Source organism: Paraburkholderia sp. GAS82, from assembly GCF_050436285.1.
In the GTDB taxonomy this organism is placed as follows: Bacteria; Pseudomonadota; Gammaproteobacteria; order Burkholderiales; family Burkholderiaceae; genus Paraburkholderia; species Paraburkholderia phenazinium_B.
Map to the genome: position 1 here is coordinate 41,038 of NZ_JBNDLX010000006.1, position 25,491 is coordinate 66,528.

A 25,491-nucleotide genomic window follows, 5' to 3' on the forward strand; every position below is an offset into this window, starting at 1 on the left:
CTGACGATTTCGATTGGTTCGGAGGGTGTATGGACAATCAGGTCGAGCACAGGGTACAGCGCGGTTCGATGATTCCGGGCACGGTCGTTTTCATTGCAAACACGCCGCCGGACAGGGGTAACGCACCAAGCTCGGCAGCCGATCGCCCGTGTCGCGCCGTCGTAACGTACAAAGTACAGAGGTCCGGTCCGCCGAACGCGCACATGGTCGGGCACCGCGCGGCAAGTTCGTACTCGGCGACGATTCTGCCGGCAGGCGAAATTCGCACGACACAGCCGGCATCGTATAGCGCGGACCAATAGTAGCCTTCAGCGTCGACTGCGGCGCCATCTGGACGGCGCTGGTCCTTTTCGGACGGACCGAACCTGACCCATGGCTCCCGCTCGCCAGCAATCCCGGTCATCGCATCGTACGATCGGCGATAGATGGAAAAGCGGGGTGTATCGGCGTGATAGAGCCATCGTCCGTCTGGACTAAACGCCAAGCCGTTGGAGTTCAGCAAGCCGCCGTCTACCCGGATCAACTGCTCGCCGTCCAGTCGATACAGTGCGGCGGCGTTGTTGACTCGAGTTTCGTCGATGGTGCCAACCCAGAATCGACCGCGGGCATCGCAACGGCCATCGTTGAAACGGGTCGTCTTCACATCGCCGGGATGGGGACAAAGTTGCCGCAGGGGCCGGCCGGCGCAATCGAATAGCCAGATGCCGCTTCGCATCGCGGCGACGAAGCCGCCATCTTCGGTCAGTGCAAAGCTGCCGATGTGTTCCGGCATCTCGATCGACATGTCTTCGCCGCTTTCAGGATCGTAACAATGCAGCGCCGGCCCGAGGATATCCACCCACCAAAGTCGCTGAAGCCTTTCGTCCCAGCGCGGACATTCTCCGACTGCTGCCTGACTTTCCAAAACGCATTCGAAACGCTTCATGCTTTCTTCTAAAGCCTCTCAATCATGGGTCACTGCAAGGCCTCGGCCGCCGCGTCTGTTGCACGCCCGCGAATCGGTCAGGTATAAACGCGAGCTGCCGGCGCTGAGTGCATTCCCTGCCGTTCACGATCTTTTGCAGAGGGACTGCTCAGCCATTATTTGGTAGCGCTATCATACGCTAGTATCTCGAGCCATTGATATCGACCAACCGGCATTCTCTGAGGAACAATCCTGTATGTCACAGCCACTCCGCAAACGACGCGGCGCAGGTCGGGTCAGGTTGCACGACGTTGCCGCACTCGCAGGCGTGTCTCACATGACAGTCTCCCGTTATTTCAATAGCCGGGATATGGTGGGACCGGACCTGCAAGAGCGCATTGCGGCAGCCATTGAGAAAACCGGCTACGTTCGTAACGTCTTTGCTGGCTCGCTTGCTTCGGCGCGCGGTAAATCGATTGGAATGGTCATCCCTCATATCGCGGGCGGTGTCTATGCGGAAACCGTTCAAGGCGTGACTGATACCTTGCGCTCCAACGGTTACCAATTGCTTCTTGCCACAAGCGACTATTCCGCGGAAGAGGAAGAGGCGGCCGTGCGCGCGTTTCTTGGCTGGTCGCCCGCGGCGATCATCCTGACCAGCCAGCGGCATACGCGCAAGATGGGTGAACTGCTTGCCTCCGCAGGTGTGCCTATCGTGCATACGTGGAGCAACAAGCCCAAGGCCAATCAGATTGCGGTTGGCTTTTCCAACGTCAACGTTGGCCGCGACTGCGTACAGTATCTCCATGGGCGAGGGTATCGCCGAATCGTCTTTGTCCATCCGACGCACCAGCATGATGTCGGGGCCGATCGTCGTGCCCAGGGCTACACGGGAATGATGGAAGAGTTGGGGCTCACGCCGCTCGAATACCGTCCGACCGTCAAGAGCCCGCTTGATGCCGGGATGATTGCCTTCGAATCGTTCACCCGTGGTCGTCACCCCGCTGACGCCATCATCTTCGCCAACGACAATCTGGCGGCTGGCGCATTGCTGCACGGCATTCATCAGCACATACCCATTCCCGAGACGTGCGCGATCATGGGCTTTGGTGACCTGTCGATTTCGGACAAACTGGTGCCTTCGCTGACGACGGTCCGTCCACCGCGTTACGAGATCGGCCGCATCGCCGCGCTACGCATCCTCCAGGCGCTAGGGGAGGCGGGCAGTGGCACGGCGGCTGATGAACTCGAGCAGCTCAACGACTTGCCCTATGAGGTCATCGAACGGGAAAGCACGTGAGTAAGTGACAGCGGGAACCGCGTGCCTTCCCTGACGATGCGTGCGGCGCCCCGTGTCCACGGGCCGGGGTATCCGGCGTTGCTTCGCTTAGCGATGCTCGGACACGAACTTCGTGTTCAGATACGCCTCGAGTGCCTCGGTCCCTCCTTCCGAACCGTAACCTGAATCCTTGATCCCGCCGAAGGGCGCTTCAGGCAGTCCTAGCCCGTGGTGGTTGATCGACACCATACCGCTTTCGATCAATTCCCCCACGGCGGCAAGCTTCGCGCTCGAACGCGTGTAGGCGTATGCAGCTAACCCGAACGGTAAGCGGTTTGCCTCGACCACGGCCTCTTCGAAGTTTCTGAACGTTGAGATTGGCGCAATGGGGCCGAACGGCTCTTCGTGCATGATGCGAGAGGAGGGGGCTACATTCGTGAGCACGGTGGGCGCGAAGAAGTAGCCTTCGCCGCCAATGCGCGTACCGCCCGTCAAGATTTTGGCGCCGTGGCCGACCGCGTCGGCCACGAGTTCTTGCATCGCCTGAAGGCGACGCGCGTTGGCGAGCGGACCCATCCGCACACCCTCGCTTAGCCCATTGCCGACCATGATGTCACGCGTTTCGACGACAAAGTGCTCGACGAATTCGTCGAATACCGCTTCCTCCACGTGAAAGCGCGTGGGCGAAACGCAGACCTGCCCCGCGTTGCGGAACTTGGCGGCGGCGAGTAAGCGTGCCGCCCGAGGCACGTCGGCATCCGCGAAAACAAGGGCGGGGGCATGGCCGCCCAGTTCCATCGTCATGCGCTTCATATGTTTGCCGGCCTGCGCGGCAAGCAGCTTGCCGACCGCCGTCGAACCGGTAAAGGAGATCTTGCGGATGACGGGATGAGCGATCAAAAATGCGGACACGTCGGCGGGCACGCCGAAAACGAGGTTCAACACGCCCGCCGGCAGGCCGGCGTCGGCGAAGGCGCGTACGAGGGCCGCACAACTGGCGGGAGTCTCTTCCGGACCCTTCAGGACAACCGAGCATCCGGCTGCGAGGGCGGCGGAAATCTTGCGTACAGCCTGGTTGATCGGAAAATTCCATGGTGTGAAAGCAGCGACAGGCCCCACCGGTTCGCGTGTGACGATTTGCCGGACGCTGTCGACGCGCGCGGGAATGACGCGGCCGTAAGTGCGCCGCGCTTCTTCGGCAAACCATTCGACCACTTCGGCCGAGGCTAGCGTTTCGATTCGCGACTCGGCGAGCGGCTTGCCTTGCTCCATCGTCATAATGCGGGCGATGTCTTCGGCGCGTTCCCGAATCAGTTGCGCGGCGTGGCGCATCAGCTTGCTGCGTTCGAAGGAGGGTACTTTGCGCCAGAATTCGAAGCCGCTCTGGGCCGCCTTGACGGCTTCAGCGAGATCGGTTTCGGAGGCGAGCGATACCAGGCCGATCTGGGCCTCGCTGGCCGGATCGACGACCGGCTGCGTGTGTGCGGTGGCGCGCCAGGTCTGGTTGATATACAGGTGCGTATCGGGATAGGACGGAAGGGTAGTGTTCATCGACTGAAAATAGAGGTGAGGAGAGAGTGGAGCAGCGTGGCCAGAGCCCGCCTGCTCATGGCCGCGTGGCCATCTGGCGGGTCAGGGCTTCAATGTCGGGGGTGACACCGATACCCGGTGCATGGCCAAGACGAACCCGGCCGTTCACAGGCGTTTCGATCGACCCGCAAAGGAGCGAGCGCAGAGGATTCGGGTTGGCGTCCACTTCGAGCATGCCGCGGCCGTTGCTATTACCCGCCGCGGCGAGCAGGTGTGCCGATGCGAGCAGACCGACGCCGGCTCCGAGGTAGTGCGGACAGTAGGTGAGCCCCGCTTGCTGGACGGCCTGTGTAATCGCGAAGGTGCCCGAAATACCGCCCCACTTGGCAGCATCTGGCTGGATCACGCCGAAGGCGCCGCTGACTATCGCCTTGGCGAACGCAGCCTGGTTCGCCATGTTCTCGCCGGCGGCAAGCGGTACCGAACTACGCGCGCTCAACGTCTGCCACTCAGCAATCGGGCGATCGCAGCGCAACGGCTCCTCGAGCCAGTCGGGATCGTGCCGTTCCAGCGCTTCAGTCATGGCGAGCGCGGTGTCGATATCCCACGCCTGGTTGGCGTCGACCATCAGGCTGCGCTGTGGCCCGATGATTTCGCGCAGCGCCGCCAGATTTGCCGCATCGCGATCGCGCCCGAAGCCGACTTTCAGCTTGAAGGCCTCAAAACCTTGTTCAAGTCGATCGGCGACGAGCGTTGCCAGGCCAGTCGGATTGAGGCCGCTTGCATAAACGGCAATCTCATCACCGGTGCCGCCGAGCAACCGCCAAAGAGGAAGGTGGGCGCGCCGTGCCTGCAGGTCCCAAAGGGCAAGGTCAATACCGGCGATCGCCTGGGCAATGGGGCCCGGCTCGCCCGATTGCAGCGCGAGGACAGCAGTGTCTTTCGTTAACTGCTCGAAGACCGCACCCGGATGGGTCACGTGTTGGCCTTGCAGCAGCGGCGCGAACAGGGTTTCGACGAGGGCCGCACGATGCTCGGCGCCGCATGACGGGAAGTTGCACCATACCTCGCCCCACCCTGATGCTCCGTCACGGTCGACGATTTTGACGAACAGCGCGGGCCGCTCGTGCATCACGCCAAAGGAGGTTCTCACTGGGGTTTCGATCGGGCAGCGCAGAACATAGGTCTCGATACGCGCGATGGTGGTGCGGGTCAGGTGGCGATGGTCGGGTTCAAGATCGGTCATGGCGTATGTCTCACAGTCCGTCGGCGGGCACGGATCCCCGTGCAGGGCAATAAAGTAATAAAGTATGGTTTATAGTACTATACGGGTACTCCGAACTCAACAGCATGCGTGCGTCGTGGTGCGAATCGCCCTTCGCGTGCAAGCTTCTGTCCGTAAGTCTCATGCGAACCATGCGCGCTTCGTCGTCCAGTCCCATTCCTCTTTATGTGCAGATCGCCGGGGATCTGCGGGATCGAATCACACGCGGTGTCTGGCACAACGGCGACGTCGTGCCGACACTGGAACAGATCGCCGACGAATTCGGGGTGGCGCGTGTGACCGCGCGCCAGGCAGTGCAGATGCTGACGACCGAGGGGCTGCTGATCCCGATGCGAGGCCGCGGTACGTTCGTGAACGCGCCGGCGGCAGTGCACAAACCGGTCCGTGTCGTCACCAGCCTCGACGAACTCGCAGACACGTATCGCGCAACCACGCCTGAGCTGTTGACCATCGAAGAAAACACTCGGGTGCCTCCCATTACTGCCGCCGACGGCGAACTTGCTGCCGCCTATGCGTACATGAAGCGCGTGCATTCGACCGGCAACGCGCCCTATTGCGTGATCGCGCTCTACCTCGACGAGCGGCTATTCGCGCGGGCCCCCGAGCGCTTTCGCAACGAGACGGTGATTCCGATCCTGATGGAGTTCGATCCCCGACCCATGGCGCGTGCGCGACAGACGCTGAAGATCGCGACCGCCGACGCCGCAACCGCCCATCTGCTGCGCATCCCTGTCGATGCGCCGGTCGCCCGCATCGAGCGGATCATCAACGACGCGCAAGGCGTCGTTATCTATTACGCGGAAGTGCTATATCGCGGCGACCTGGTCCAGATAGAGATGGATATGGGTGTGTGAGCGTGTCGCGACCGTTCCGACGGGTTCATGCGCTTTCGCGCTGTATGTCTCCGTCATGGCCTGAACTGTTTGCGCAGATAGCCACCTGACTAGGGCAAATCCTTAATGATCTTTGTTTGACTTGATGGGAGCGCTAACAGATACTGGCAAAAGTTAGCGCTAACTTGATCTGTTTCTAAATTTCACCAGGTTAGCTGCATCCCTCCTCAATTGAAGCCAGGTCAAAAGTGAAGAAGCGTCTCGAAGATCTCCGCAGCCAGCGCTGGTTGGCACCCGATAACACACGGTCGTTTGCGCACCGGCAGCGGTTGCAGCAAATGGGCTTGCGGCGCGAGGAATTCATGTCGCGTCCGGTCATTGCAATCGTCAACACATGGAGCGATCTCTCGCCATGCCACGCGCATTTGCGTGAGCGTGCGGAAGCAGTGAAACGCGGCATCCTGCAGGCGGGTGGCATGCCGTTCGAATTGCCGGCTATGTCGCTTGGCGAGGTGCTCGTCAAACCGACCACGATGCTCTACCGAAATTTCCTCGCGATGGAAGTGGAGGAACTGCTGCGTTCGCTGCCCGTCGACGGTGCCGTACTGCTGGGTGGCTGCGACAAGACGGTACCGGGTCTGCTGATGGGCGCGTTCAGTGCCAACCTGCCTTGCATCTTTGTACCGGCAGGACCGATGCTCAACGACCGCTACCGCGGTGAGAAGGTCGGCGCGGGAACCCATACGCGCAAGTTCTGGGATGAAAGGCAGGCAGGGCATCTGAGCGGCAAGGAGTGGATTGCGCTCGAATCGCACATGTCGAGAACGCCCGGAACCTGCAACACGATGGGTACAGCGAGCACGATGACACTGATTGCCGAAGCAATGGGTCTCACGCTGCCCAATGCCGCCAGCATTCCTGCGATGGACTCGGCGCACACACGGATGGCATCCGAAAGTGGTGCCCGCATCGTCGAGATGGTGTGGGAAGACCTGAAGCCCTCTTCATTCTTCAACGAAAAGTCGGTGCTCAACGGCGTTGCCGCCTATATGGCGATTGGCGGTTCGACGAACGCGGCGATCCATCTGATCGCCATCGCAGGCCGGGGCAACGTCTCGCTCACGCTCGACGATATCCAGCGGCTGGGTAAGGATGTACCGGTGTTGGCCAATGTACTGCCGTCCGGTTCGAACCTGATGGAAGACTTCTACTATGCCGGTGGTCTTCCCGCACTGCTGCGACGCATCCACGAACGCCTGTCACTCAATAGCATGACGGTGAACGGTCGCACGCTCGGTGACAACCTCGAAAGCGCACATTGCGAGGACGACGAAGTCGTGCGGCCGCTTGCGCGGCCCGTGAGCGAAGCCGGTGCGCTTGCCGTATTGCGCGGCAATCTCGCGCCTGCGGGGGCCGTGATCAAGCCGAGCGGTGCGAGCGGGAAGTTCAGCAAGCACAGTGGCCGCGCGCTGGTATTCGATTCGATGGCCGACCTGAACGCGCGTATCAACGATCCCGACCTCGATGTCGATGAGAACACGGTGCTCGTTTTGCGTAATGGCGGCCCGCTCGGCGGTCCGGGTATGCCCGAGTGGGGCAATCTGCCGATTCCGAAAAAACTGCTGGAGAAGGGTGTACGCGACATGGTGCGCATCTCGGATGCACGTATGAGCGGCACGCATTACGGCACTTGCGTGCTGCACGTGGCGCCGGAGGCAGCCGCGGGTGGTCCGCTGGCCTTGATCCGCACGGGCGATGTCATTGACCTGGACGTGGCGGCGGGGCGTCTTGACGTGCAGCTGTCAGACGAGGAGCTTGGGCAGCGCCGCGCGCAATGGAAACCGGATGTGAGAAAGCCACCACGCGGTTACACGAAGCTTTTTCTCGAGCACGTCACCCAGGCGAACGAAGGATGCGATTTCGACTTTCTGGCGGGCTGGCATGAGCCAGTAGAGCCGACAATCTACTGATAGCAGAGGTTTCCAGATGAGCAAGCACCACCCTGACACAAACGCGTTTCGCGAGTTGCTCGACCAGCCGGTTGCGCCGCTTGGCACGTGGCTGATGGCCGGTACACCGAGTAACGCGGAAGCGCTCGGGCACGCCGGATTCGACTGGCTGCTGATCGATATGGAACACGGACCTGTCGACTTTCGCGATACCTGGCAGATGCTGCAGGCCGTCGATTGCACACCCGCCATGCCAATCGTGCGAGTCTCGACCAGTGACGATCCTGCCCTCGTGAAGCGGGCGCTCGATCTCGGCGCGCGCACACTGATGTTTCCGTACGTGCAAAGTGCCGAACAGGCACGTCGGATCGTCGCCTCAGCAAAATATCCTCCGCTCGGGCAGCGCGGTTTCGCCGGCGTTCATCGCGCGAGCCGGTACGGTACATTCAGTGATTACGGCAAGCGCGCGAACGATCTGACTACGTGCATTGTGCAACTGGAAACGCCCGAGGCCATCGATCGTCTCGAAGAGATCGCTGCTGTCGAAGGCGTCGATGCGCTGTTCATCGGTCCGGGCGATTTGTCGGCAGCGCTAGGTTGTCTGGGCAACCTGCAGGATGAGCGCGTACAGACGCTGATGCGCTCTGCGGCGCAACGCGCCCGCGCGGTTGGCATGCCGATTGGCACGCTCGGTCCTTCGCCCGAGATGGTCAAGAGTTTCCTCGAGATGGGTTACGACTACGTCGCCATCGGCTCCGATCTGGTTTTTATGATGCAGCAGGCGAAAGCGGTACTCGCCCACATGAAGGGCTATGCCGACCACGCACCGCTAAAGGTGGCCTACTGATGAGCGCAATCTATCCTTCGCTGGAGAACACCGTGGTGTTCGTGTCGGGCGGTGCATCGGGAATCGGCGCGACGCTGGTCGAGGCGTTCATCGCACAGCGCGCACGCGTTGCGTTTTGCGATCTTAACGAAGCCGACGGCCATGCGTTATGTGAGCGTTACCCGGCCGAGTCACGTCTGTGGTTCGCACGGTGTGACATTCGCGACGTGGCCGCGTACCGTGCGACCCTCGATGCGGCCGCCGCGGCGCTCGGACCGATTCGCGTGCTCGTCAACAACGCGGGGCGGGACGATCGATGCCTACTACAGGATCTGACGCCCGAACGTTGGGAAGACATGATCCGCACGAATCTGACGCATCACGTCTTCGCGGCGCAGCGCGTCGCGCCCGCGATGGTGCGCGAAGGCGGCGGCTCGATCATCAACATGGGGTCGATCTCCTGGCTGCGCGGCCGTCCCAACCTCATCGCCTATACCGCCGCGAAGGCGGCGATCAGCGGCATCTCCCGCACCCTGGCGCGTGAGCTGGGTGGCGGCAATATTCGCGTGAATGCCGTGTTGCCGGGCCCCATTCTGACCGACCGGCAAAAGACGCTGTGGTTTGATTCCGGCGATGCGCAACAATTCATCGAATTGCAGTGTCTGAAATTTCCGGTCGAGGCGAAACACATCGCCGACATGGTGCTATTCCTTGCGTCGGACCAGGCTGCGGCCGTAACCGGCCAGAATATGATTGTCGACGCGGGCCTCGCGCAAGTTTCGGTGGTCGGATGAAGGACCGTAGGCGGAACGTGACGCATCGCGCATGTTGTTTGCCTGTTTTTGTAGGAGGAAATCCCGGAGGTTAGGATTGGACACGACCTGCATTGCAAACTGACGCTGGAGCCCGGCGCATGATCCGAGCCGCGCAAATGAAATGAAAACATGGATGAGACAACAGATGGGAACTGATACGCTGACGTATTTTCCAACCCGGTCGCGCAGTCGCGCGCGCATCGCCTACCTTTTTGGCGCGCTGGGTGGCATTCTTTTCGGCTATGACAGTGGTGTCATTGCGGGGGCGCTCCTCTTTATCCGCAAGGACATGGTACTGAGTGCCCAGTTGCAAGGCATGGTGGTGGGTGGGCTGTTGCTTGGAGCGATGGTGGGAGCCTTCGGCACGGGGCGTTTCGCAGAACGCTTCGGACCACGCAAGATGCTGATCGCTGCGGGCAGTATGTTTATCGTGACGTCTGTACTGTCCGCGCTTGCGGCGAATCCGATGAGCCTGATCGCGGCTCGCGTGCTGATCGGTATCACGATCGGCGTGTCTACGGTGCAGGTTCCGCTTTACCTGTCCGAGATTTCGCCGAAGCATATTCGGGGCGGCCTGTCATCCCTGAACCAATTGGCGATTGCAACCGGTATTCTGATTTCGTATGTCGTGTGCTACCTGTTGTCCGCACATGGACAATGGCGCTGGATGCTGGGCCTCGCGGCGGTACCTTCAATCTTTCTGACCATCGGCATGGTCTTCCAACCGGATTCGCCACGCTGGCTCGTGCGTCAAGGACGCGTGCAGGAAGCGCGCCGTGTGCTCGAGATCACCAATACGCCTGAGGATGCAGCCGAGGCGCTGCGGGAAATCGAAGGGACTAACAAGGCGGGGTCGAAAGTGCGTCTCATCGATGTGCTGAAATCCAGGGTCTTGCGTCCTACCGTCATCGCTGTATTTGGTCTCGCGGTGCTGCAACAGGCGCTAGGCATCAACACGATCGTGTACTACGCACCGACCATTTTGCGCGCGGCAGGATTCGGCGAATCGACCGCGTTGCTGAACAGCGTTGGCCTCGGTGTGCTATCGATCATCATGACGATATTCGCGGCACGCGTGGTCGACCGCATCGGACGGCGTCCGCTTCTGGTGGGCGGTTCCATCGTGATGGGTTTGAGTATGGCGACGCTTGGCTGCGTGTTCCACTTCGGCGGACCGGCTACTGCAATGGGCAGCGTGGTGGCTGTAGGCGCGCTGGCGGTATTCAAGGCCGCGTTTTCTTTCAGCTGGGGGCCACTGGTCTGGGTGATGATGCCGGAACTGCTTCCGATGCGCATTCGTGCTCGCACGATGTCGGCAGCGGCTTTTTCCATGTTCGTGATGAACTTCATTGTCGCGTCGACGTTCCCGATTCTACTCGAGACGGGGGTTGAGTCCGCGTTTGGGACGTTTTCAGTCTGCTGCTTTGGCGCGACGCTGTTTGCGATCTATTGTCTGCGGGAAACGGCCGGTTTGAGCCTGGAAGAGATCGAGAAGGGCACGTGCTAGTGAGGGGCAATCAACCTTGCAGCAGAACGGCGTTCGAGACTAACAATTTTAACTTGATTTGTTAGCGCTAACTTAAAAGCTGGCGATTTGCAGATCGAATTTGTGGAAACCGGCTCGGTCGTCGACCCGACTGAGTCAACAGGTACTGAGGAGATCGTTGTGAAAATAAAGAACAGGCTGTTCGCTGGCTTGTCGGCAGTTTGCGTCACTGCAGTGCCGTGCATCTCTCATGCACAAAGCAGTGTGACGCTTTATGGTGTGATCGATAACGGCATTGCCTACTCAAACAGCCAGTCGGCATTGGGTTCCACGCGCAACGGCGCGCACAATGTGCAGCTCTTGCCTGGAATCTGGGAAGGCAGCAAGTTCGGTATGACAGGGAGTGAGGATCTCGGCGGGGGGCTATCCGCAATTTTCAACCTCATGTCGCGTTTCAATTCTGCAAATGGAAGCGCGCAGTTTCCGGGTGCGATGTTCGCCCAGCAGGCGTGGGTTGGGTTGAAAGACCAGACATACGGTAGCTTGACGTTCGGTCGCCAATATATGTCGTACTACTGGATGATTTCTCCATATTCGCCAACGACGTGGCTGACAGGGTTCTCCGGTGCTCACCCAGGCGACCTCGATAATTTCGATACGGATTACAAGACGAACAATACGGCTTTGTATACAACGCCAACGATCCATGGATTGACGGCCAGTGCTTCCTACGCACTTGGCGGTACGCCAGGAAGTCTGAGTACGGGTTCAAGCTGGAGCGCTGGCGCGAAGTATCAGGTGGGTCCGTTCGGGATTGGGGCAGGCTATGAGCGCTTCAACAATGCTGCCCCGGAAGGGGGAGCATGGAACGCAAATTCCACTGCCACAAATAATGGCCAACAAGGTATCTCGTCTGTCACAAACGGGTACCAGACTGCCGCAGCACAAAACCGGTTTGCTGTAACGGCAGGATACGCTTTTAGTTCTGATCTTGATCTTTCGGCATCCTATTCAAATGTTCAATATAACCCCGGAACCGGTTCTTCTTTCAAGTCGGCTGCCGTATGGAATACGTTTGGCGCGGTGGTTCACGCCAGAGTGGCAGCGGTATGGAGCTTCGCCGCCGGATACAGCTATACGCGCGCAAGCAACGCCAATGGAATTACGGACGGTGCGCAGTATCAGCAAGCCTCGCTATCGGAGTTTTATAGCCTCTCCAAGCGGACGGGGCTGTATATGGTGCAGGCCTATCAACGAGCTGGCGGACAGACCCTGGGGTCGAATGGGACTTCCATCATTTCAGCGACTCCCTCCATCGGCGACGGTTTTAACTCGACGCCATCGTCATCACGCAGCATGGTCGCGGTTGCTGCAGGCGTGATTCACCGCTTCTGACGATTTGCCTCGCTACTGCTGACTTCGCGAGGCGTTGAAAAATGTCTCGCGAAGAGGGGCTGGCGCGGTAGATCCGGTTCCGCTTGCAGATCGCCGAGCTATCGCGGGGCGTCATATATGCGGCAGTCTCACGGCGTCTGTCCCTCGGCGGCGTCGTGAAGCATCACGGTCCACCCGAGCCTGCGCACATTGCGAATGACAGTCTGGCCGAATTTCTTGCGTACCGAATGAATCAGCACGTCTACCGCGTTGCTTTCCACTTCCTTACCCCAGCCGTATAAGCGGTCTTCCAGTTGCTCGCGAGAGAGGATCGTACCGGGCCGCTCGAGGAACGCCAGCATCAGTGCGAATTTGCGCGTGAACAGCACGGTTTCCGTACCGTTGCGGGTCAGCGTGCGTTTGTCGAGATCGAGGCACAGGGAGTCGTGGCCCAGGCGCGAGGACGCGTAACCAGCTTTGCGGCGGATCACCGCGCGGATGCGCGCGAGCAGTTCAGGCACGTCGAAGGGCTTGAGAAGGTAGTCGTCGGCGCCGACGTCGAGGCCTTGAACACGCGAGTCGAGATCGTCACGGGCAGTCAGTATCGACACCGGCACGGCGTTACCCGATGCGCGCGCCGTCTTCAGGAGTTCGATGCCATCCATGCCGGGCAAGCCCAGATCGAGCAATGCGACTGTGTCCTCCGTACTGGTGAGGGCGGTGTGTCCGGCGATACCGTGTCTCACCCAGTCGACGCTGAAGTCGGCATCCTTGAATGCATGCAGCAGGCTTTGACCAATCTGCGGATCGTCTTCGATTAACAGGATTCTCGTCATTGTCCCCTCGGCAATAGTGATGCTGTGTCAGGCTGCGGTACGGCGCGGCGCCAGTGATTCGGCTGTCGGCCGAGTGGCGCATCAGGCGGCCTGGTTCGGGTCGGTGAGAAAACGGATCGTGGCGACTACGGATCCGCCACGAGCGGGTCAGGGCAACCGTCGCGGCGAAGCAGCGCGTCTTGGTTCAGCGGTAGGCGGCGATACGCAAAGCCGCTTGTTGCGACACGCCTGCTCTCAGACGGCTGTCACCATCGCAAGCAACAAGTAGGGAAACATTTCTTCATAAGTTGCCGGCTGGTCAGTGGCCTTCTTTTCATCGCCAGCGTCGAGTGTTGCCGATGGCGTCGCTATTTCGCTGACGGAAGCTGGGCCAGCGCCGTTGGCGGTTGAACGTGCGGATTGGCTGAAGAGCGAGAACATGATGGACTTCCTGTCGGTTAGGTTATGCGAATCGTCGATTCGCATAACCTATGCTTACCGGAGGAAATGAGATGAAAATTAGCGCAGGTCGACGCGCGATCTAACCTGATTCTGCGGTGTTTGCCTACTTGGAGCAGGCAAGTGGGCGCCGCCTTACGCGAATCTTTGCAAGGCGGCGGCATTGGACGCCGGCCAGCTTTGTGCTGCCGCCGAACAACTCAAAATAGTGGTCTTTCAAAGCGAATCGCTCGTCCCTGTCTTGGGTTTCGGTCGCTTGCTGGCGCCTTGCCCGGCCTTAAGCTTGAGACCGGCGTCATGAATGAGTTGCATGTGCTCAATCGCGGCATCCACGAGTTCTTCGGTATTGCGTATACCTTCGGTGGACGCGGCCAACGCTTTGAGTCGACCGTCGATGAGCAGCGATGCAAGGCCGTGGACATACGCCCAGGCCGCAGTCATCGCAATAGCCTGCGCGGCTTCCAACCGGCCGAACGTTGCGGATTTGCCCGGTGTGGGTTTGAAATGCTCGTCGAAGGCACCCATTAGCGCGCGTGCGGATAGCTGTCTTGCGTCGACGAGCGACGCCCGCGTGTTGTCGAGCATCTCGCTGCGAAACATCAGGCGGAGCAGGTCGGGGTTATCTATCGCGAAGCTGACGTAGCCGCGTGCAATGGCCTTTCGGCTGGCCGGCCCGGATGGGATGCCCTCCGCTTTGGCTGCCATGGTCGCGGCCAGCCGCCGGTGGCCGCTGGCGGCAAGTTCGCTGAGCACGCCTGCCGTGTCGCCGAAATGGTGCTGCGGCGCCGTATGCGAGACGCCTGCCTCACGGGCAATGGCGCGCAACGTTAGGCTGCCTATACCGTCGCGGCGTAAGACGGTTTCGGCCGCCTTCAGCAGCGCGTGCGGAAGCGATCCATGGTGATAGGGCTTGTCCTGCACAGACAGGGCGACACTTTTTCGGGTTTTTGTCTTTGGGGGCACAGGAGTCTTGTGGTCTGTAGACGGTCCGTTTTCCACGGCAGGATGGTGTAGGGGGTGCCGGTCGTGTTAACGAGTCTTATGTTTCCATGGGAAAGATTGTGGGTAAAATTTCCGCATTGGTCAAGTGAAGAATGGTCGAAGCGATCCGCGACCAGCGGTCAGCTCGCTATTTGTCGGCCGTGAGGAGAGGCCCAGCGGCCGGGTCTTGTGAAGACGCAGGGATTTCAGATGCGCACGGTAAACGCATCAGTCCAACGTACACCGGCATGGTGCGCCGACCTCGGTTTGATCCGCTCGGCCGCGACCTGGATCGGCGTGCCGGAACAGCGCACGACCTCCGATGCCACGTCGTCACTTAACCAGTGCCACGGGGACGAACTCCGTTCGCCGAGAAGAATCAGGTCAGCACCCGTCTCGTCGGCAACAATAGCGATCGCGCGACCAATCGTCATCCCGGACACCGGCAGCGTAACCATGCGGACTTCCGCTGTACACGCCTGGTTGTCCAGCACATGCCTGACATGGGTGGCCACTTTGCGACCATGTTCCGTCATTGCCTCGACGATCAGGCCATAGTTACAGTCGGCGGCGGCGAGATAACAGGGCGTTGGGTCGACTACATGAAGTGCGACAATGTGTGCGTCGTACTTTCGCGCGGCTTCAATGGCAGAAGTCAAAACGGTGTCGGCGGAACTTGCACTGACTGCAACGAGAATCTTCATGAACATTCTGAGTACCTCATAGACGGGTAACCAAGCCACGACAGCGGGCTTTCGCTGTTCGTGATCCCTAGCCGCATCATTACGCGGCAGAACAAGAAGAAAATGAACCGGGAAAATCGATAAGACCTGTAGCCGAGGCGTCACGGGTAGCCATAAACGATGGCGCTCGGTGCGTACGCGACTGGAACTGTCGTATAGACGGCCGGTTGAGAAATACTGTTGCCCTTTGAGGCCATGCATTGTGCGTAGGCTGCGTTGTACTGCGCCTGCAGACCGGTCGAGGCGGCTTGCGCGCCGTTTGCACCGACGGCACTACCAAACAGCAGACCCACGCCCGCACCGATTGCTGCGCCGACGCCCGCGTCTCCCGCCGCGGCGCCAAGCAGCGCGCCAGCTGCCGCTCCACCCACGGTTCCGATCGCAGTGCTGCCGACACCGTTCGGTATTTCACTGTGAGCCGGTGCGGCGCGATTGTCCGAGCGGAAGGCGTAGTCCCGGCATGCGTAGTCTTCCTGCTGGAATACGCCTATCGGTTTGCCACTCGGCGGCAATGCGACGACGGACGGGCCAGTCGGCGGAATGACCGCGCAGCCGGTGAGCGCAACGGCGATCAAGCCCAAGGGCAAGGCGATGCGTGTGGTTCTCAAGAGCTTCATGATGTTCGTGTCCTCCGCTTCGATGAGGCCATCATGAACACGCATAGTTAGCGTTGAATTAGCCTGATGCTACGCACGCCGGCCTGCGGCGGATGCTTTTGGCGTCGTCATGGGCTGGCCAGCCGCCATTTTCCCGGCGTACCCCGATGACGTCGAGCGGAGGTTAATTGAAATCTAATTCGAGGACAGTACATTGAACTCTCGGACCATTCACAACCGTTGCGGAGAGTACATGATGCTAGACCTGTTCCAGCGAGCCAATTTGATCGTTGCTACGAGCCGCGGAATTGGCGAGATCAATCGAACCATACAAAGGTTGAAGAAAGAGTGTCCGCAGGCCTTCCATACGAACGAAACGCTGGCTTCTCGGACGTTCTATCATAGACCGCCAGAGCATACCCCGTGCGGCGGCTTTGTGGATGGGGGATGAACGATTGAGTACTGCTTTGGCGTTTCCCATTCAGCAGGTGGGTTGTCTATCCTATGAAGATCTATGCAGGTTGCCGGTCGCGTGCATCATCGCCGTCAAGACAACGATTCCGGCGGGAATGCCGGATAACCGCATCAGCGCGGGTAGCGGGTCGGCCGACCAATGATGATCCTGTCCGTCCGCCGATGGACAACGCGAGCATGCAGAGCATGGCTTGCCTGCATCAGAGGGAGTAACGCCACACCGAGCACATCGGCCAGCAAGCAGCCGGCCACGCGCTGCACCGTCTTTTCCATGACCGGCCGCCGGGTGCTGTCTGCGGCGAGCCCCCGGCGGCACAAGCGGCACTGCGATCGCCGTGACCATTGCTTGCGCGAAACCCGGCAGATGCATCACGTAAGTCAGGGATCCGAGGATGGGGCTCGACAGCGCGGCCTGCAGGCCCAGCAGCATGCGGGCCGGGCGCACTGATTCCGGTGGCGGTGTCAAAACCGCTGCGCGAGCGTTTGAAGCGTGTAAGGGCACCCTGTTCTTTCAGTAGCACTTCGGTCCGAAAGGAAACACGCTCGCCACCAGCAAGCAAGTGTCCCAACCGCGACCCCGGCGATCCGCAACGCCGCAATGACGCGGTCGCCCGGATGGACGCGGGGCCATGCGCTTCGTACGTCACTATCAGCGCCGTCACGCCGCCCAGAATCCAGGCGTAGGCCGCTTGGACCGTTGGCTCGGTACACCGCGGCACCACGATCACCGCTAACGTCGGCACGAAAAACCACGGACGGTCACCAATCCAGGGGCTCGCTACGGTGCCGAGCGCGGCACCGATCACCGTGCCCATCTGCGGTGATCGGTCTCACTCTACGGACCCGGCAAATCTCGTTTGCATGACAGCGGAGCCGATAATCGCGGCCCACCACGTCTCTGACAGCAGGCGCGACAGAGAGTACGACCGAGAGCATCGCTTCGGTCCCGAATGTCGCGCGGGCTCTGGAAGGCTTCCACGCCGCCAGTTCGCGCCCGAGTGCGAATAGGGGCGTCCGGCAGATCTGAGCAAATGTGCCGACGAACGTCATCGATGCCACCGCAGTTTCGTCACGGAAGCGTGAGGGACATGGCGAGAGAGGTGCATCAAGTCATCTCCCCATGAACTTGAGCGCATCCATCATGGGCGTGTTCGACGCATTTACCATGCCCTGAAATGGCGTGTCAAGATCGAGAACAACATACACAGCTGTCGCGGCCGATACTGCGCAAAGAAGAAATACAACGCACATGCTCCAGTTTCTTGGCGCACTGAAGCCGAATATGCCGAATATGACGGTCAGCCAGCCAGCCAACCAGCACTGCAATGAGGGGAGGGGGAATCGAGCCTCTTCTGTGTTCGAGTGCGAGCCATCGACCCGCGAATATGTCGTCCCAGAGTTGCATCGCATGATCACGGAGTTTGTCGTTCGAGAGGCCGGCGGTCTGCAAGGCGAAAATGCGTCCCTGAATATCATAAGTACTACTGAGGATTTTCCGCGATTCTGCCTCTGCAGTCGTTCCCGTTTTGTTGGAAAACAGGAAGGAGATCCATTGGGCATAGTCGTTTTTTATGTCGGCGCGTAGACCATGGGCCGATGGGCCAAACCGGGACAAAGTTCGGTCCAGTTGGATCATGGCGACACTATTGTGTTGGAGCGCGCTGTTGACCAGGTCGAGCGAAGACTTTCCGGAAGGAATCAGCAGGCTAAGCACTAAGGCCGAAAGCGTCGCCACCAGACCAACGGCAATGCGCATCGCGGCAAGCGAGTCCTCCGAGAAATGGTGATCGGCGAGGCGTGCACGCACATGCGATCCGAGTGCTGCACTCGCAAGAATGAGCACAAGCACAACGGAGGAAAAGACATGGTGACCCATGTTGAGCCGGCCTCGTTCGATTGCGCAGGTTGTGACGCTGACGTCGAGCCATACCGGCAGGTATGGTGTAGATTATAGGGCTGGAGGCCCACGAGGCTACGCGTTTTCGAGCGCGCGGCCTGCGGATTCGAATGGGTGGCTAAGCCGGGGTGGCAGGGGGCGGCCTCAGGCCGGAACGCGTTTTCGTCATCCCGTGCGGAGTAAAGGCGATGCGCCTGGAAAGCGACACGGCCAGCCCTTCAGTCACTGCACTCGATGCCCGCGCGTGAGCCTGATCAGATCGCGTGGACGGGCACGATCGGCGTGCTCCGGGAAATTCCACGCAGCGTGCAACAGGTGAACAAATCTGGCTTCTCCCTCGGAGATATGCCTGTCCGCATGAATTGCTTCCTTGCATAGCCAGATGACATCGCGTCGGATTTGCGAGTCCTGCACGTCGGCCGCGAGTTGGCTGACTATGACGGGATCGACGCGGCACGCGTCGCCCCAATTCAGATAGGCGACGGAAGTCAAGTCTTCGCACAGCGTCTGCACGATGGCCAGGAACTGACGCGGGCGCAACGACAATCGCTGTTCGATGCCATGGCGATCGAGCGCTTCAATCTCGTCCGCTCCTGCGTGTCCGTCAGACAGCAAGCAGGCCGCGACGATACGTGCCGCGGCTTCGGGACTGTCGCATTGATAGTGACGCATGTCGGTGCTCCTTATCCGTTGATCGTTCACAGTTCGTTCTCGCGCGGCATAACGCTCGAATGCAGACTGAATGGATAGAAGCCCCTATCGAGATGACGCATGCGGCGCTCGAGATCCACGAGATCGGATGATGACGCCAGATACGCCTCGCGTTGTTCGAAGTGAGACGGCTCAAACAACGACGCCGGATACGAATGGCGTTCGTCTTGGCGAGAAGGGGAGAACAACGCCCCCAGTTTTTCGAAAAATGTGGCAAACATGATGTGCTCCTTGAGTGGCGCGACGCATGTCGGGCCGGCGGTCCGTATCGTCGCTTCAGTCCGATGCGTGCCGAACGCGCTTTTCGCGTCTGACTGGTGGTTCGAATCTGAGCCTGTGCATCGACGAACGGATCGTAGGCGCCGTGAATTAGGCGGAAATGAGGAGCGTGCGCGGCACGCTGAAAATGACCCACGGTGTGATTAAGCGCCTGTTTCATACAACCACGGTCGCTCATTCGTTCCTAACTCTCAACGACCAGGATGCACGTCAACCGATGCAGCCAATTCGCTGCGCCGAAGGTCAAGGAGAAAAAACATGAAAGGGATTCGCCAGGTGGTAGTCGCCGCCGCATTAAGCGTCGGCCTCGTGAGTGTTGCTCAGGCGCATGTGTTCGTCGGCGTCGGCATCGGGGTGCCGGCGATGCCGATCATGCCGATAGTGGCCGCGGTGCCTGTCGCGCCCGTACCGATCTATGCACCGCCGCCTGCGCCCGTGTATTACGCGCCGCCACCTCCCGTGTATGTGCCGCCCGTGGTGGTTGGTTATTACGGACACCCGCAGTGGGGGTACCGGAACTATGGGTATGGATATGCCTACTGGCGCTAGCGCAGGACCACGCGCCACCTGATGAATCACGTCCAGACGGCAAGCGGTCCGCTACGCGCCGGACGGTGGACGAAAGCCGCGTTCTAAGTACCGGGAACCTGGATGCTGAAGAGGATGGAACTGTAGTCCGCGCTCTGGTTAAGGTAGTGGATCAGGCTGATATTCCAGTGTGGCGCCATCGACGAGAGAAACTTTGTCAGCGCGCGCCCGCTCCGGAAACTCGAAGCGGGAAAAGCGCGGTGTCGTCATTGGCGGTGACACCAACAGTAGTATCGGCAACGGCGGGGACGGGTGGTAACGCCGACGCCCCGATAGAGGCGGAGACGTTGTCGCACAATCTTGGCACGACGAACGTCTCGCTGATCAATACGCCGGGCGGCCTGATGGCGGGCGACGCGGTGAGTTGGACGAGCGACAATGCGTTGTCGCTGACCTTGCGCGAGGGTAACGTCAACCTGAACGCGAGCCTCGCGCCGCACTCTCGAGCAACGGCCATACGCTGGTGAACGACGACGCGGTGGTCACGCTGTCGGGTCGCCGCGCTTAACTGACTGCCCTGTTCCGTTGCTGCTCAGACCTCCATTACGGGCAGACCTCGCGCAGGGATCGGGTGAAGCGACTGGCCGGGCAGGAGGTCACCGATGATGGACGTTACTGCAGTCATTTACTGCGTACTTCAACGAGTGTGGCCGACGCTCGGGGTGGGTGCCTTAGCTTGGCCATTCTTTGCTTGGTACCTCAGCCAGATTGCTTGCTCGTAGCTCGCGACTTCAGCATGAACTCAAGGTGTCCGCTATTTTATGAAATTGATGCCTTGTTAGCCAGTGCTACAGCGACAACGCTTGTAGGTGGCCGGGCGAGTATGGCGCGCATCCGCTCAGGCAGTTGTCGCGAACTGGAGATGACCGATCGGGCGCCGTGGATCAGTAGGGTGGCGGACGCAGGGGCTCCAGGCACCCGTGCCGGCTCAACGCCGCTTACGGTCGAGCCCGTACTTCTTGTTGAGGACGATCCTGAACTGCTATCGGGAACTACCGAACTGTTTCGTAGCATTGGCTACGAAGTGCGAACGGCGAGCAATGAGGCACAGGCCGCGGAAATTCTGGGCGTCCATTGACAGCCGCGTCAATATTCAGCGGAGCCAGCGGCCTGCATCGGAGGAGGCAAGGCGACAGCTGATCCTTTCCATCAACCGAATACCCAGGCAACGAATGGCCGCCGGCCACTTCGGCCGTTCGACAGGTGGCGTAGATCGCTAACCATCACCAGTAGCATTTTTTGAGTCTGTATGATCCTGTGGGTTCTACAAAACCCCTCTGGGAAATTCGATGCGAGTCAGAATCATTTATTTCAAAGTGACGGACATGGAGCAGTCAGTGACGTTCTGGGAAAAAGCTCGCGCCGAATTGCAAGTCGGAGAAGTGGACGGAATTTTCACCTGGCGAAGTTCGGGTCGGGCTGTTGCTGAATGATTTTGGCGATAAGTTAGTCGGTGTCGCATGCGTACCCGTCGTCGAGTTCAATGTATCTTCCTCGCATACTTTTGTGAACCGCGCCAAGGCCCTCGGGGCAACAGTTGTTCTCGAATTAAATGACTATATGAACAGCATTGTTTTGGCCAGCCCCGATGGTCACGAGTTCGAAGTTTGCACTTGCCACGACTAGTCCTTTATTTCAACGCAAAATACGGGCTCAATTCACAGCCGCGAGGGAGGCTGGATTAACATCGGAGGCCCGGTGTCAAGAGTGTCGACGGTCCGTTCCGGTTGCGTGCTGCCGATCGCCGGCTCGCGAGTTTCAGGCAGCGTATGCCGATTGCATCGGACGGTCATCGGCCATAAAGAGCCATTCGAACGAGCGGTCCGAATGGCCGATTTCGGGAGACTGGCATCACAGTATTCGGCCTCGAGTTTCATCGCCTGTGTCCAGTCAACGGTGCGGCACCTTCATCTGTGCCCCGTTTCAGCTTAATGCTTGCGATTTATCCGACGATGTCGGTATCAACAAATACTTTCAAATGGTCGCCTTTGAGTTCGGCCAACTCTTCGGTGAACTCGTCGACTTCCTCTTGATCTTTGCAGGCGATCAACACGTATTTCCCTTCTTCCAGAAGTTCTCTCACTGCGTTAAAAATTCGGATACGTCGAGACGACATGCGGATCGGGCGAACATCAATGTATAAGCCATCGCATTTTTCGTCAAATAAAAATACATCCTTCCCTGGAATGATAGTGTTATAAGCATCTGGGGCAAAAGTCACAGTGCAGCTTCTTTTTGCTTCAATCAGAATGGCCAAAGATTTCAACAGGGAAAATGAATGGATGTTTTTATTCTTTTTCCTCAAGAAATCATATTCAACCAAATTTTTTGAAATGTATCTGTCAGAAATACGCTGCCATGCCTTGACGCCACCTCGCCCGTTTGATTGACTTGGGAGATGTTCAAAATCAAATTCGCGTCCCTCGTCGATTAGCACAATTTTTTCCGCTGAAAATTTCAGCTCCACAAGCCTACTTTTCCCGTGCAAAATTGAATTTTGAGTCATTTCCAGCAAAAGATCGCAAAAATGACGAGCGAAGCTCGGACCGTATTCATGCGCCGAACAATATTGAGAAAGCTTTAAGTCGATGCGCGGCCCTATAACGTCATTTAGAAATGTGTTTAAGTTAACCAATATGCTATCGTCGACCTCGATTCTCAGCGTCGCCCCCATCAACAGATCCTCGAGTGCAGCAACTTCGGATGTGTGCCGCGGCGCTGGCAGTGCATCTAGGCTAACCAATACATCCAGCAGAGGTTCAATAAATGACGCGGCTATTCTGGCCGCGCCGGCTTGCGATTCACGGGAGAAATCAGTATCTCCAAAATCCGACACGGCTTTCACTACGATCCATGGCGACCGACAGCTCGGCACAAACCCAAAAGCCTCCATTTCGCCACCCAATGTATCTATGCGATATTCCAGTATTTCATTTCTGGCGACATCGTCGGTTAGAAGCGTTTCCAGGCTCGCAAGCGGACCACAGTGCACAACGATATCCCGTCTCGCGACCGCTGCCTCGATCAATTCCCCCTGAAATTCGTCACTAAATAAAAGCGGACTTACGAAGGAAGACGGTCGCTTTTTCGAGGCGTCTGACGCAGCAATTGAATAATTCAAGGATATAATTTCACGGCTAACAATGAGTTCGCCAACCCTAGTTGACTCTGGCCGCCCCCAGCAGAATCCAACAAGAATGACTAAGCAGGGCGACGGCAGGTTCGAATCGGATAGAAACTGTGTTGCAATGCGTGAGATTGAGTCCGCCGCCGAAATTCCGCTGGTGCCAGACAGATGGACAACAGGTCTATCACCCAAGAAACCGATATAAAATCCATGATTCGGGAGAATACTAAAAATGGTTTTTCGATATTTTATAACTTCGTTAACTGCAAGTTTTTCCTTGCTATTTGAGGTAAGAATTAAAATAAAATTTCCGGCTAGCGCAGCATTGAACCGGGAAAGGCTGTCTATTTCCATTTTGAGTAACTCGGGCGTGTGAGTTTTGAGAAGGGGCAATAGTTCTCGAAATCGTGACACTGAATCGTATGGATTGCAATGGGATCTACTTTTTGCAACGTAGTTTGGGGGGCCGGCCGACTGGCTGGCGAGCAAAAATTCTTGAAAGGAGATGTCAGATACGTTGCTTTTTCTCTTTTACGTCGAAGCAGATTCGATCCTGGTGATCCGCGTTTGCCGTCGAGCGAAATCGGCAAGCCGGCATACCGCGAGCGTCGAACCTCATCGGCCATTCGTAAACGTGGCACCACAGACCGTTCCGGGTGTGCGCCGTGAAAAGGTGGCGCTTTCCAGCGGGTGCAAGCCCCGCCCGGCAAATGCTCCAGCCGGAAGCAACCGGAGCAGCTATGGAGGCAACGAAGTGGCTGAAGCCTTCGGTGATGCGTGTCACAAATTGGTGACAGCGCGAGTGTGCAGGCCGTAACGCGAGTGAACGCCGGGCAAACCTCGAAAAGGTCGATGCGCAGGCCGACCCGACAACCCTATCGGGGAAGGCTGATACGACTGGGCGAATGAGCAGGCTGGACGCCCAGTCGCTGCGCCGGGGTAGTGGCGACAGCATGTACACAAGGAAAGCGTACGCAACACGGGAAGTCCCTCGGCGTGGTCAGGGATGACCAACCGGACGCCCGCGAGGGACAGGCCGGGCGCCTTGGGATGACGGAGAGGCCCGTAGTACTGGTGAAGCCGGGTAATGCCGGTGGAGGGAAGGGGCCTCAGTTCAAGACCAACGCAACACGTAGTGAGGGACCTGGAGATTGGGCAACCTATCAACTCCGATCAGTGTTCAGAAGCTGCAGACGGCGTTACACGCGAAAGCGAAGGCAGAAGCCGGGTACCGCTTTTACGCTCTGTACGACAAGATCTACCGTGAGGATGTGCTGGCGCATGCGTACGCCCAGTGTCGCTCGAACAGGGGCGCGCCGGGTGTCGATCGGCAAGACTTTGAGGAGATCGACGCGTACGGGGCGCAGAAGTGGCTCGGCGAACTGGCGCTTGCGCTCAGGCAGGAGAGTTACCGGCCGGACCCTATCAGAAGAGTGTTTATCCCGAAGGCCAATGGCAAGCTGAGGCCACTGGGCATCTCGACCTTGCGTGATCGGGTGTGCATGACGGCAGCGATGCTGGTGCTCGAACCGATCTTCGAAGCGGACCTTCCATCAGAGCAGTACGCTTACCGCCCGGGGCGAAACGCCCAGCAAGCGGTGATCGAGGTGGAGGAACGGCTGCATCGAGGGCAAACGGACGTCGTTGATGCCGACCTTGCGGACTACTTCGGAAGTATTCCACACGCCGAACTGATGCTGTCGCTGGCGCGACCCATCGTTGATCGGCGCATGCTGCATCTGATCCGGATGTGGCTGGAATGCCCCGTGGAAGAAACCGATACCCGAGGCCGGAAGAAACGTACGACGGAGGCCAAAGACAGCAGACGTGGCATTCCGCAAGGCTCACCCATCTCACCACTGCTGGCGAATATTTATATGCGCCGGTTTGTGCTGGCATGGAAGAAGCTCGGACTTCAGCGCAGTCTTGGCAGTCGCATTGTGACCTACGCGGACGATCTGGTGATCCTGTGCAAGGAAGGGAAGGCTGAGGAAGCCTTGTTACGAATGCGCGAGATCATGGACAAACTGAAGCTGACGGTCAACGAAGAGAAGACACGAATCTGCAAGGTGCCGGAAGGCGAGTTCGACTTCCTGGGTTATACGTTTGGGCCGCTGTACTCAGCGACGACTGGCAAGGCCCGTATGGGCATGCGTCCGTCGAAGAAGAGTATCCGGCGCATGGTCGAAAAAATTCATGCGATGACCGCCCTCAAGACGGTGTGGCAAGAGACCACGGAGCTGGTGGGCCGGTTGAACCGCACGTTGCGCGGCTGGGCGAACTACTTCAAGGTAGGCTCGGACAGACGCGCGTATCGGGCGCTCGACAGCTACACCGCTACGCGGTTGCGTCGGTGGTTACGCAACAAGTACAAGGTTCGACGTCGCAGAGGCGGGACTTATCCATCCCCGCATCTCTACGGGCACTTCGGTCTCGTGCGTCTGACTGGTCCATGGTTGTGAACCTGCCGTGTGTGAAGGCGTGGTGTCCTGTCCGAGAGCCGGATGCGGGAGATCTGCATGTCCGGTTCGATGAGCGGG

At 58.9% G+C, this 25,491-nt stretch carries 24 protein-coding genes and 2 pseudogenes; 12 read left to right on the top strand and 14 right to left on the bottom strand.

What is annotated here, in order from left to right; all coding sequences use genetic code 11:
- Positions 1-37: 37 nt before the first annotated feature.
- Positions 38-925, bottom strand: a complete 888-nt coding sequence (locus P3T17_RS19380; protein ID WP_429408580.1) for an SMP-30/gluconolactonase/LRE family protein — start codon at positions 923-925, stop codon at positions 38-40.
- Between the two features lie 235 nt (positions 926-1,160).
- On the opposite strand from P3T17_RS19380, the gene P3T17_RS19385 reads away from it, so the two are divergent.
- Positions 1,161-2,204: a LacI family DNA-binding transcriptional regulator gene (locus P3T17_RS19385; RefSeq protein ID WP_429408581.1), complete on the top strand. Its 1,044-nt coding sequence runs from the start codon at positions 1,161-1,163 to the stop codon at positions 2,202-2,204.
- 87 nt (positions 2,205-2,291) lie between these two features.
- Here the strand turns inward: P3T17_RS19385 and P3T17_RS19390 are convergent, their stop codons facing one another.
- Together P3T17_RS19390 and P3T17_RS19395 are read right to left on the bottom strand one after the other, a co-directional pair.
- Entirely contained in the window at positions 2,292-3,734 is a 1,443-nt protein-coding gene (locus tag P3T17_RS19390; RefSeq protein ID WP_429408582.1) for an NAD-dependent succinate-semialdehyde dehydrogenase, read from the bottom strand.
- A 55-nt stretch (positions 3,735-3,789) separates the two neighbouring features.
- Positions 3,790-4,959, bottom strand: coding sequence for a mandelate racemase/muconate lactonizing enzyme family protein (locus P3T17_RS19395; protein WP_429408583.1), 1,170 nt, complete (start codon positions 4,957-4,959; stop codon positions 3,790-3,792).
- A 161-nt stretch (positions 4,960-5,120) separates the two neighbouring features.
- On the opposite strand from P3T17_RS19395, the gene P3T17_RS19400 reads away from it, so the two are divergent.
- The 6 genes from P3T17_RS19400 (at position 5,121) to P3T17_RS19425 (ending at position 12,302) form a co-directional block, all read left to right on the top strand.
- The gene (locus P3T17_RS19400; RefSeq protein WP_429408584.1) at positions 5,121-5,852 is read left to right on the top strand and encodes a GntR family transcriptional regulator; all 732 of its coding nucleotides are present in this window, start codon (positions 5,121-5,123) and stop codon (positions 5,850-5,852) included.
- 209 nt (positions 5,853-6,061) lie between these two features.
- On the top strand, positions 6,062-7,801 hold the full coding sequence (gene araD / locus P3T17_RS19405; RefSeq protein ID WP_429408844.1) for an L-arabinonate dehydratase: 1,740 nt from the start codon (positions 6,062-6,064) through the stop codon (positions 7,799-7,801).
- Between the two features lie 16 nt (positions 7,802-7,817).
- On the top strand, positions 7,818-8,627 hold the full coding sequence (locus P3T17_RS19410) for an HpcH/HpaI aldolase family protein (protein WP_429408585.1): 810 nt from the start codon (positions 7,818-7,820) through the stop codon (positions 8,625-8,627).
- Positions 8,627-9,400 (top strand): SDR family NAD(P)-dependent oxidoreductase, encoded by a 774-nt coding sequence (locus P3T17_RS19415; protein ID WP_429408586.1) that lies wholly within the window; start codon positions 8,627-8,629, stop codon positions 9,398-9,400. Before P3T17_RS19410 ends, P3T17_RS19415 begins: the two co-directional genes overlap by 1 nt.
- 166 nt (positions 9,401-9,566) lie before the next feature.
- Positions 9,567-10,928, top strand: coding sequence for a sugar porter family MFS transporter (locus P3T17_RS19420; protein ID WP_429408587.1), 1,362 nt, complete (start codon positions 9,567-9,569; stop codon positions 10,926-10,928).
- Between the two features lie 165 nt (positions 10,929-11,093).
- Positions 11,094-12,302 (top strand): porin, encoded by a 1,209-nt coding sequence (locus P3T17_RS19425; protein ID WP_429408845.1) that lies wholly within the window; start codon positions 11,094-11,096, stop codon positions 12,300-12,302.
- 128 nt (positions 12,303-12,430) lie between these two features.
- Here the strand turns inward: P3T17_RS19425 and P3T17_RS19430 are convergent, their stop codons facing one another.
- The 8 genes from P3T17_RS19430 to P3T17_RS19465 form a co-directional block, all read right to left on the bottom strand.
- The gene (locus P3T17_RS19430) at positions 12,431-13,117 is read right to left on the bottom strand and encodes a response regulator transcription factor (RefSeq protein WP_429408588.1); all 687 of its coding nucleotides are present in this window, start codon (positions 13,115-13,117) and stop codon (positions 12,431-12,433) included.
- Between the two features lie 234 nt (positions 13,118-13,351).
- The gene (locus tag P3T17_RS19435) at positions 13,352-13,537 is read right to left on the bottom strand and encodes a hypothetical protein (protein WP_429408589.1); all 186 of its coding nucleotides are present in this window, start codon (positions 13,535-13,537) and stop codon (positions 13,352-13,354) included.
- Positions 13,538-13,771: 234 nt separating this feature from the next.
- On the bottom strand, positions 13,772-14,554 hold the full coding sequence (locus tag P3T17_RS19440) for a TetR/AcrR family transcriptional regulator (RefSeq protein WP_429408590.1): 783 nt from the start codon (positions 14,552-14,554) through the stop codon (positions 13,772-13,774).
- 188 nt (positions 14,555-14,742) lie between these two features.
- Positions 14,743-15,246 carry a universal stress protein gene (locus P3T17_RS19445; RefSeq protein WP_429408591.1) on the bottom strand — a complete coding sequence of 168 codons (504 nt, stop codon included), beginning with the start codon at positions 15,244-15,246 and terminating at the stop codon, positions 14,743-14,745.
- 134 nt (positions 15,247-15,380) lie between these two features.
- Positions 15,381-15,899: a glycine zipper family protein gene (locus P3T17_RS19450; RefSeq protein ID WP_429408846.1), complete on the bottom strand. Its 519-nt coding sequence runs from the start codon at positions 15,897-15,899 to the stop codon at positions 15,381-15,383.
- 1,633 nt (positions 15,900-17,532) lie between these two features.
- Positions 17,533-18,225 (bottom strand): hypothetical protein, encoded by a 693-nt coding sequence (locus P3T17_RS19455; RefSeq protein WP_429408592.1) that lies wholly within the window; start codon positions 18,223-18,225, stop codon positions 17,533-17,535.
- Positions 18,226-18,468: 243 nt separating this feature from the next.
- A complete protein-coding gene (locus tag P3T17_RS19460) occupies positions 18,469-18,918 on the bottom strand; it encodes a TerB family tellurite resistance protein (protein ID WP_429408593.1) in 450 nt (149 codons plus the stop codon).
- Positions 18,919-18,944: 26 nt separating this feature from the next.
- Positions 18,945-19,178 carry a DUF3563 family protein gene (locus tag P3T17_RS19465; RefSeq protein WP_429408594.1) on the bottom strand — a complete coding sequence of 78 codons (234 nt, stop codon included), beginning with the start codon at positions 19,176-19,178 and terminating at the stop codon, positions 18,945-18,947.
- A gap of 316 nt (positions 19,179-19,494) precedes the next feature.
- Here P3T17_RS19465 and P3T17_RS19470 point away from each other — a divergent pair, with 316 nt between their 5' ends.
- Entirely contained in the window at positions 19,495-19,785 is a 291-nt protein-coding gene (locus P3T17_RS19470) for a hypothetical protein (RefSeq protein WP_429408595.1), read from the top strand.
- A gap of 86 nt (positions 19,786-19,871) precedes the next feature.
- On the opposite strand, the pseudogene P3T17_RS19475 reads toward P3T17_RS19470, so the two are convergent.
- Positions 19,872-20,022, bottom strand: a pseudogene (locus tag P3T17_RS19475) (threonine ammonia-lyase, biosynthetic); the annotation flags it as partial.
- Between the two features lie 89 nt (positions 20,023-20,111).
- On the opposite strand from P3T17_RS19475, the gene P3T17_RS19480 reads away from it, so the two are divergent.
- Positions 20,112-20,291: a hypothetical protein gene (locus tag P3T17_RS19480; RefSeq protein ID WP_429408596.1), complete on the top strand. Its 180-nt coding sequence runs from the start codon at positions 20,112-20,114 to the stop codon at positions 20,289-20,291.
- 307 nt (positions 20,292-20,598) lie between these two features.
- Here P3T17_RS19480 and P3T17_RS19485 read toward each other — a convergent pair.
- Positions 20,599-20,718 (bottom strand): annotated as a pseudogene (locus P3T17_RS19485) (IS110 family transposase); the annotation flags it as partial.
- Here P3T17_RS19485 and P3T17_RS19490 point away from each other — a divergent pair.
- Together P3T17_RS19490 and P3T17_RS19495 are read left to right on the top strand one after the other, a co-directional pair.
- Entirely contained in the window at positions 20,687-20,902 is a 216-nt protein-coding gene (locus P3T17_RS19490) for a hypothetical protein (protein WP_429408863.1), read from the top strand. The pseudogene P3T17_RS19485 and the gene P3T17_RS19490 overlap by 32 nt on opposite strands.
- A 428-nt stretch (positions 20,903-21,330) precedes the next feature.
- Positions 21,331-21,450, top strand: coding sequence for a VOC family protein (locus P3T17_RS19495; protein ID WP_429408847.1), 120 nt, complete (start codon positions 21,331-21,333; stop codon positions 21,448-21,450).
- 316 nt (positions 21,451-21,766) lie between these two features.
- Here the strand turns inward: P3T17_RS19495 and P3T17_RS19500 are convergent, their stop codons facing one another.
- Complete coding sequence (locus P3T17_RS19500; RefSeq protein ID WP_429408597.1) at positions 21,767-23,305, bottom strand: hypothetical protein; 1,539 nt, start codon at positions 23,303-23,305, stop codon at positions 21,767-21,769.
- A 797-nt stretch (positions 23,306-24,102) separates the two neighbouring features.
- On the opposite strand from P3T17_RS19500, the gene ltrA reads away from it, so the two are divergent.
- Positions 24,103-25,413, top strand: a complete 1,311-nt coding sequence (gene ltrA, locus P3T17_RS19505; RefSeq protein ID WP_429408598.1) for a group II intron reverse transcriptase/maturase — start codon at positions 24,103-24,105, stop codon at positions 25,411-25,413.
- The last annotated feature ends 78 nt before the right edge of the window (positions 25,414-25,491 follow it).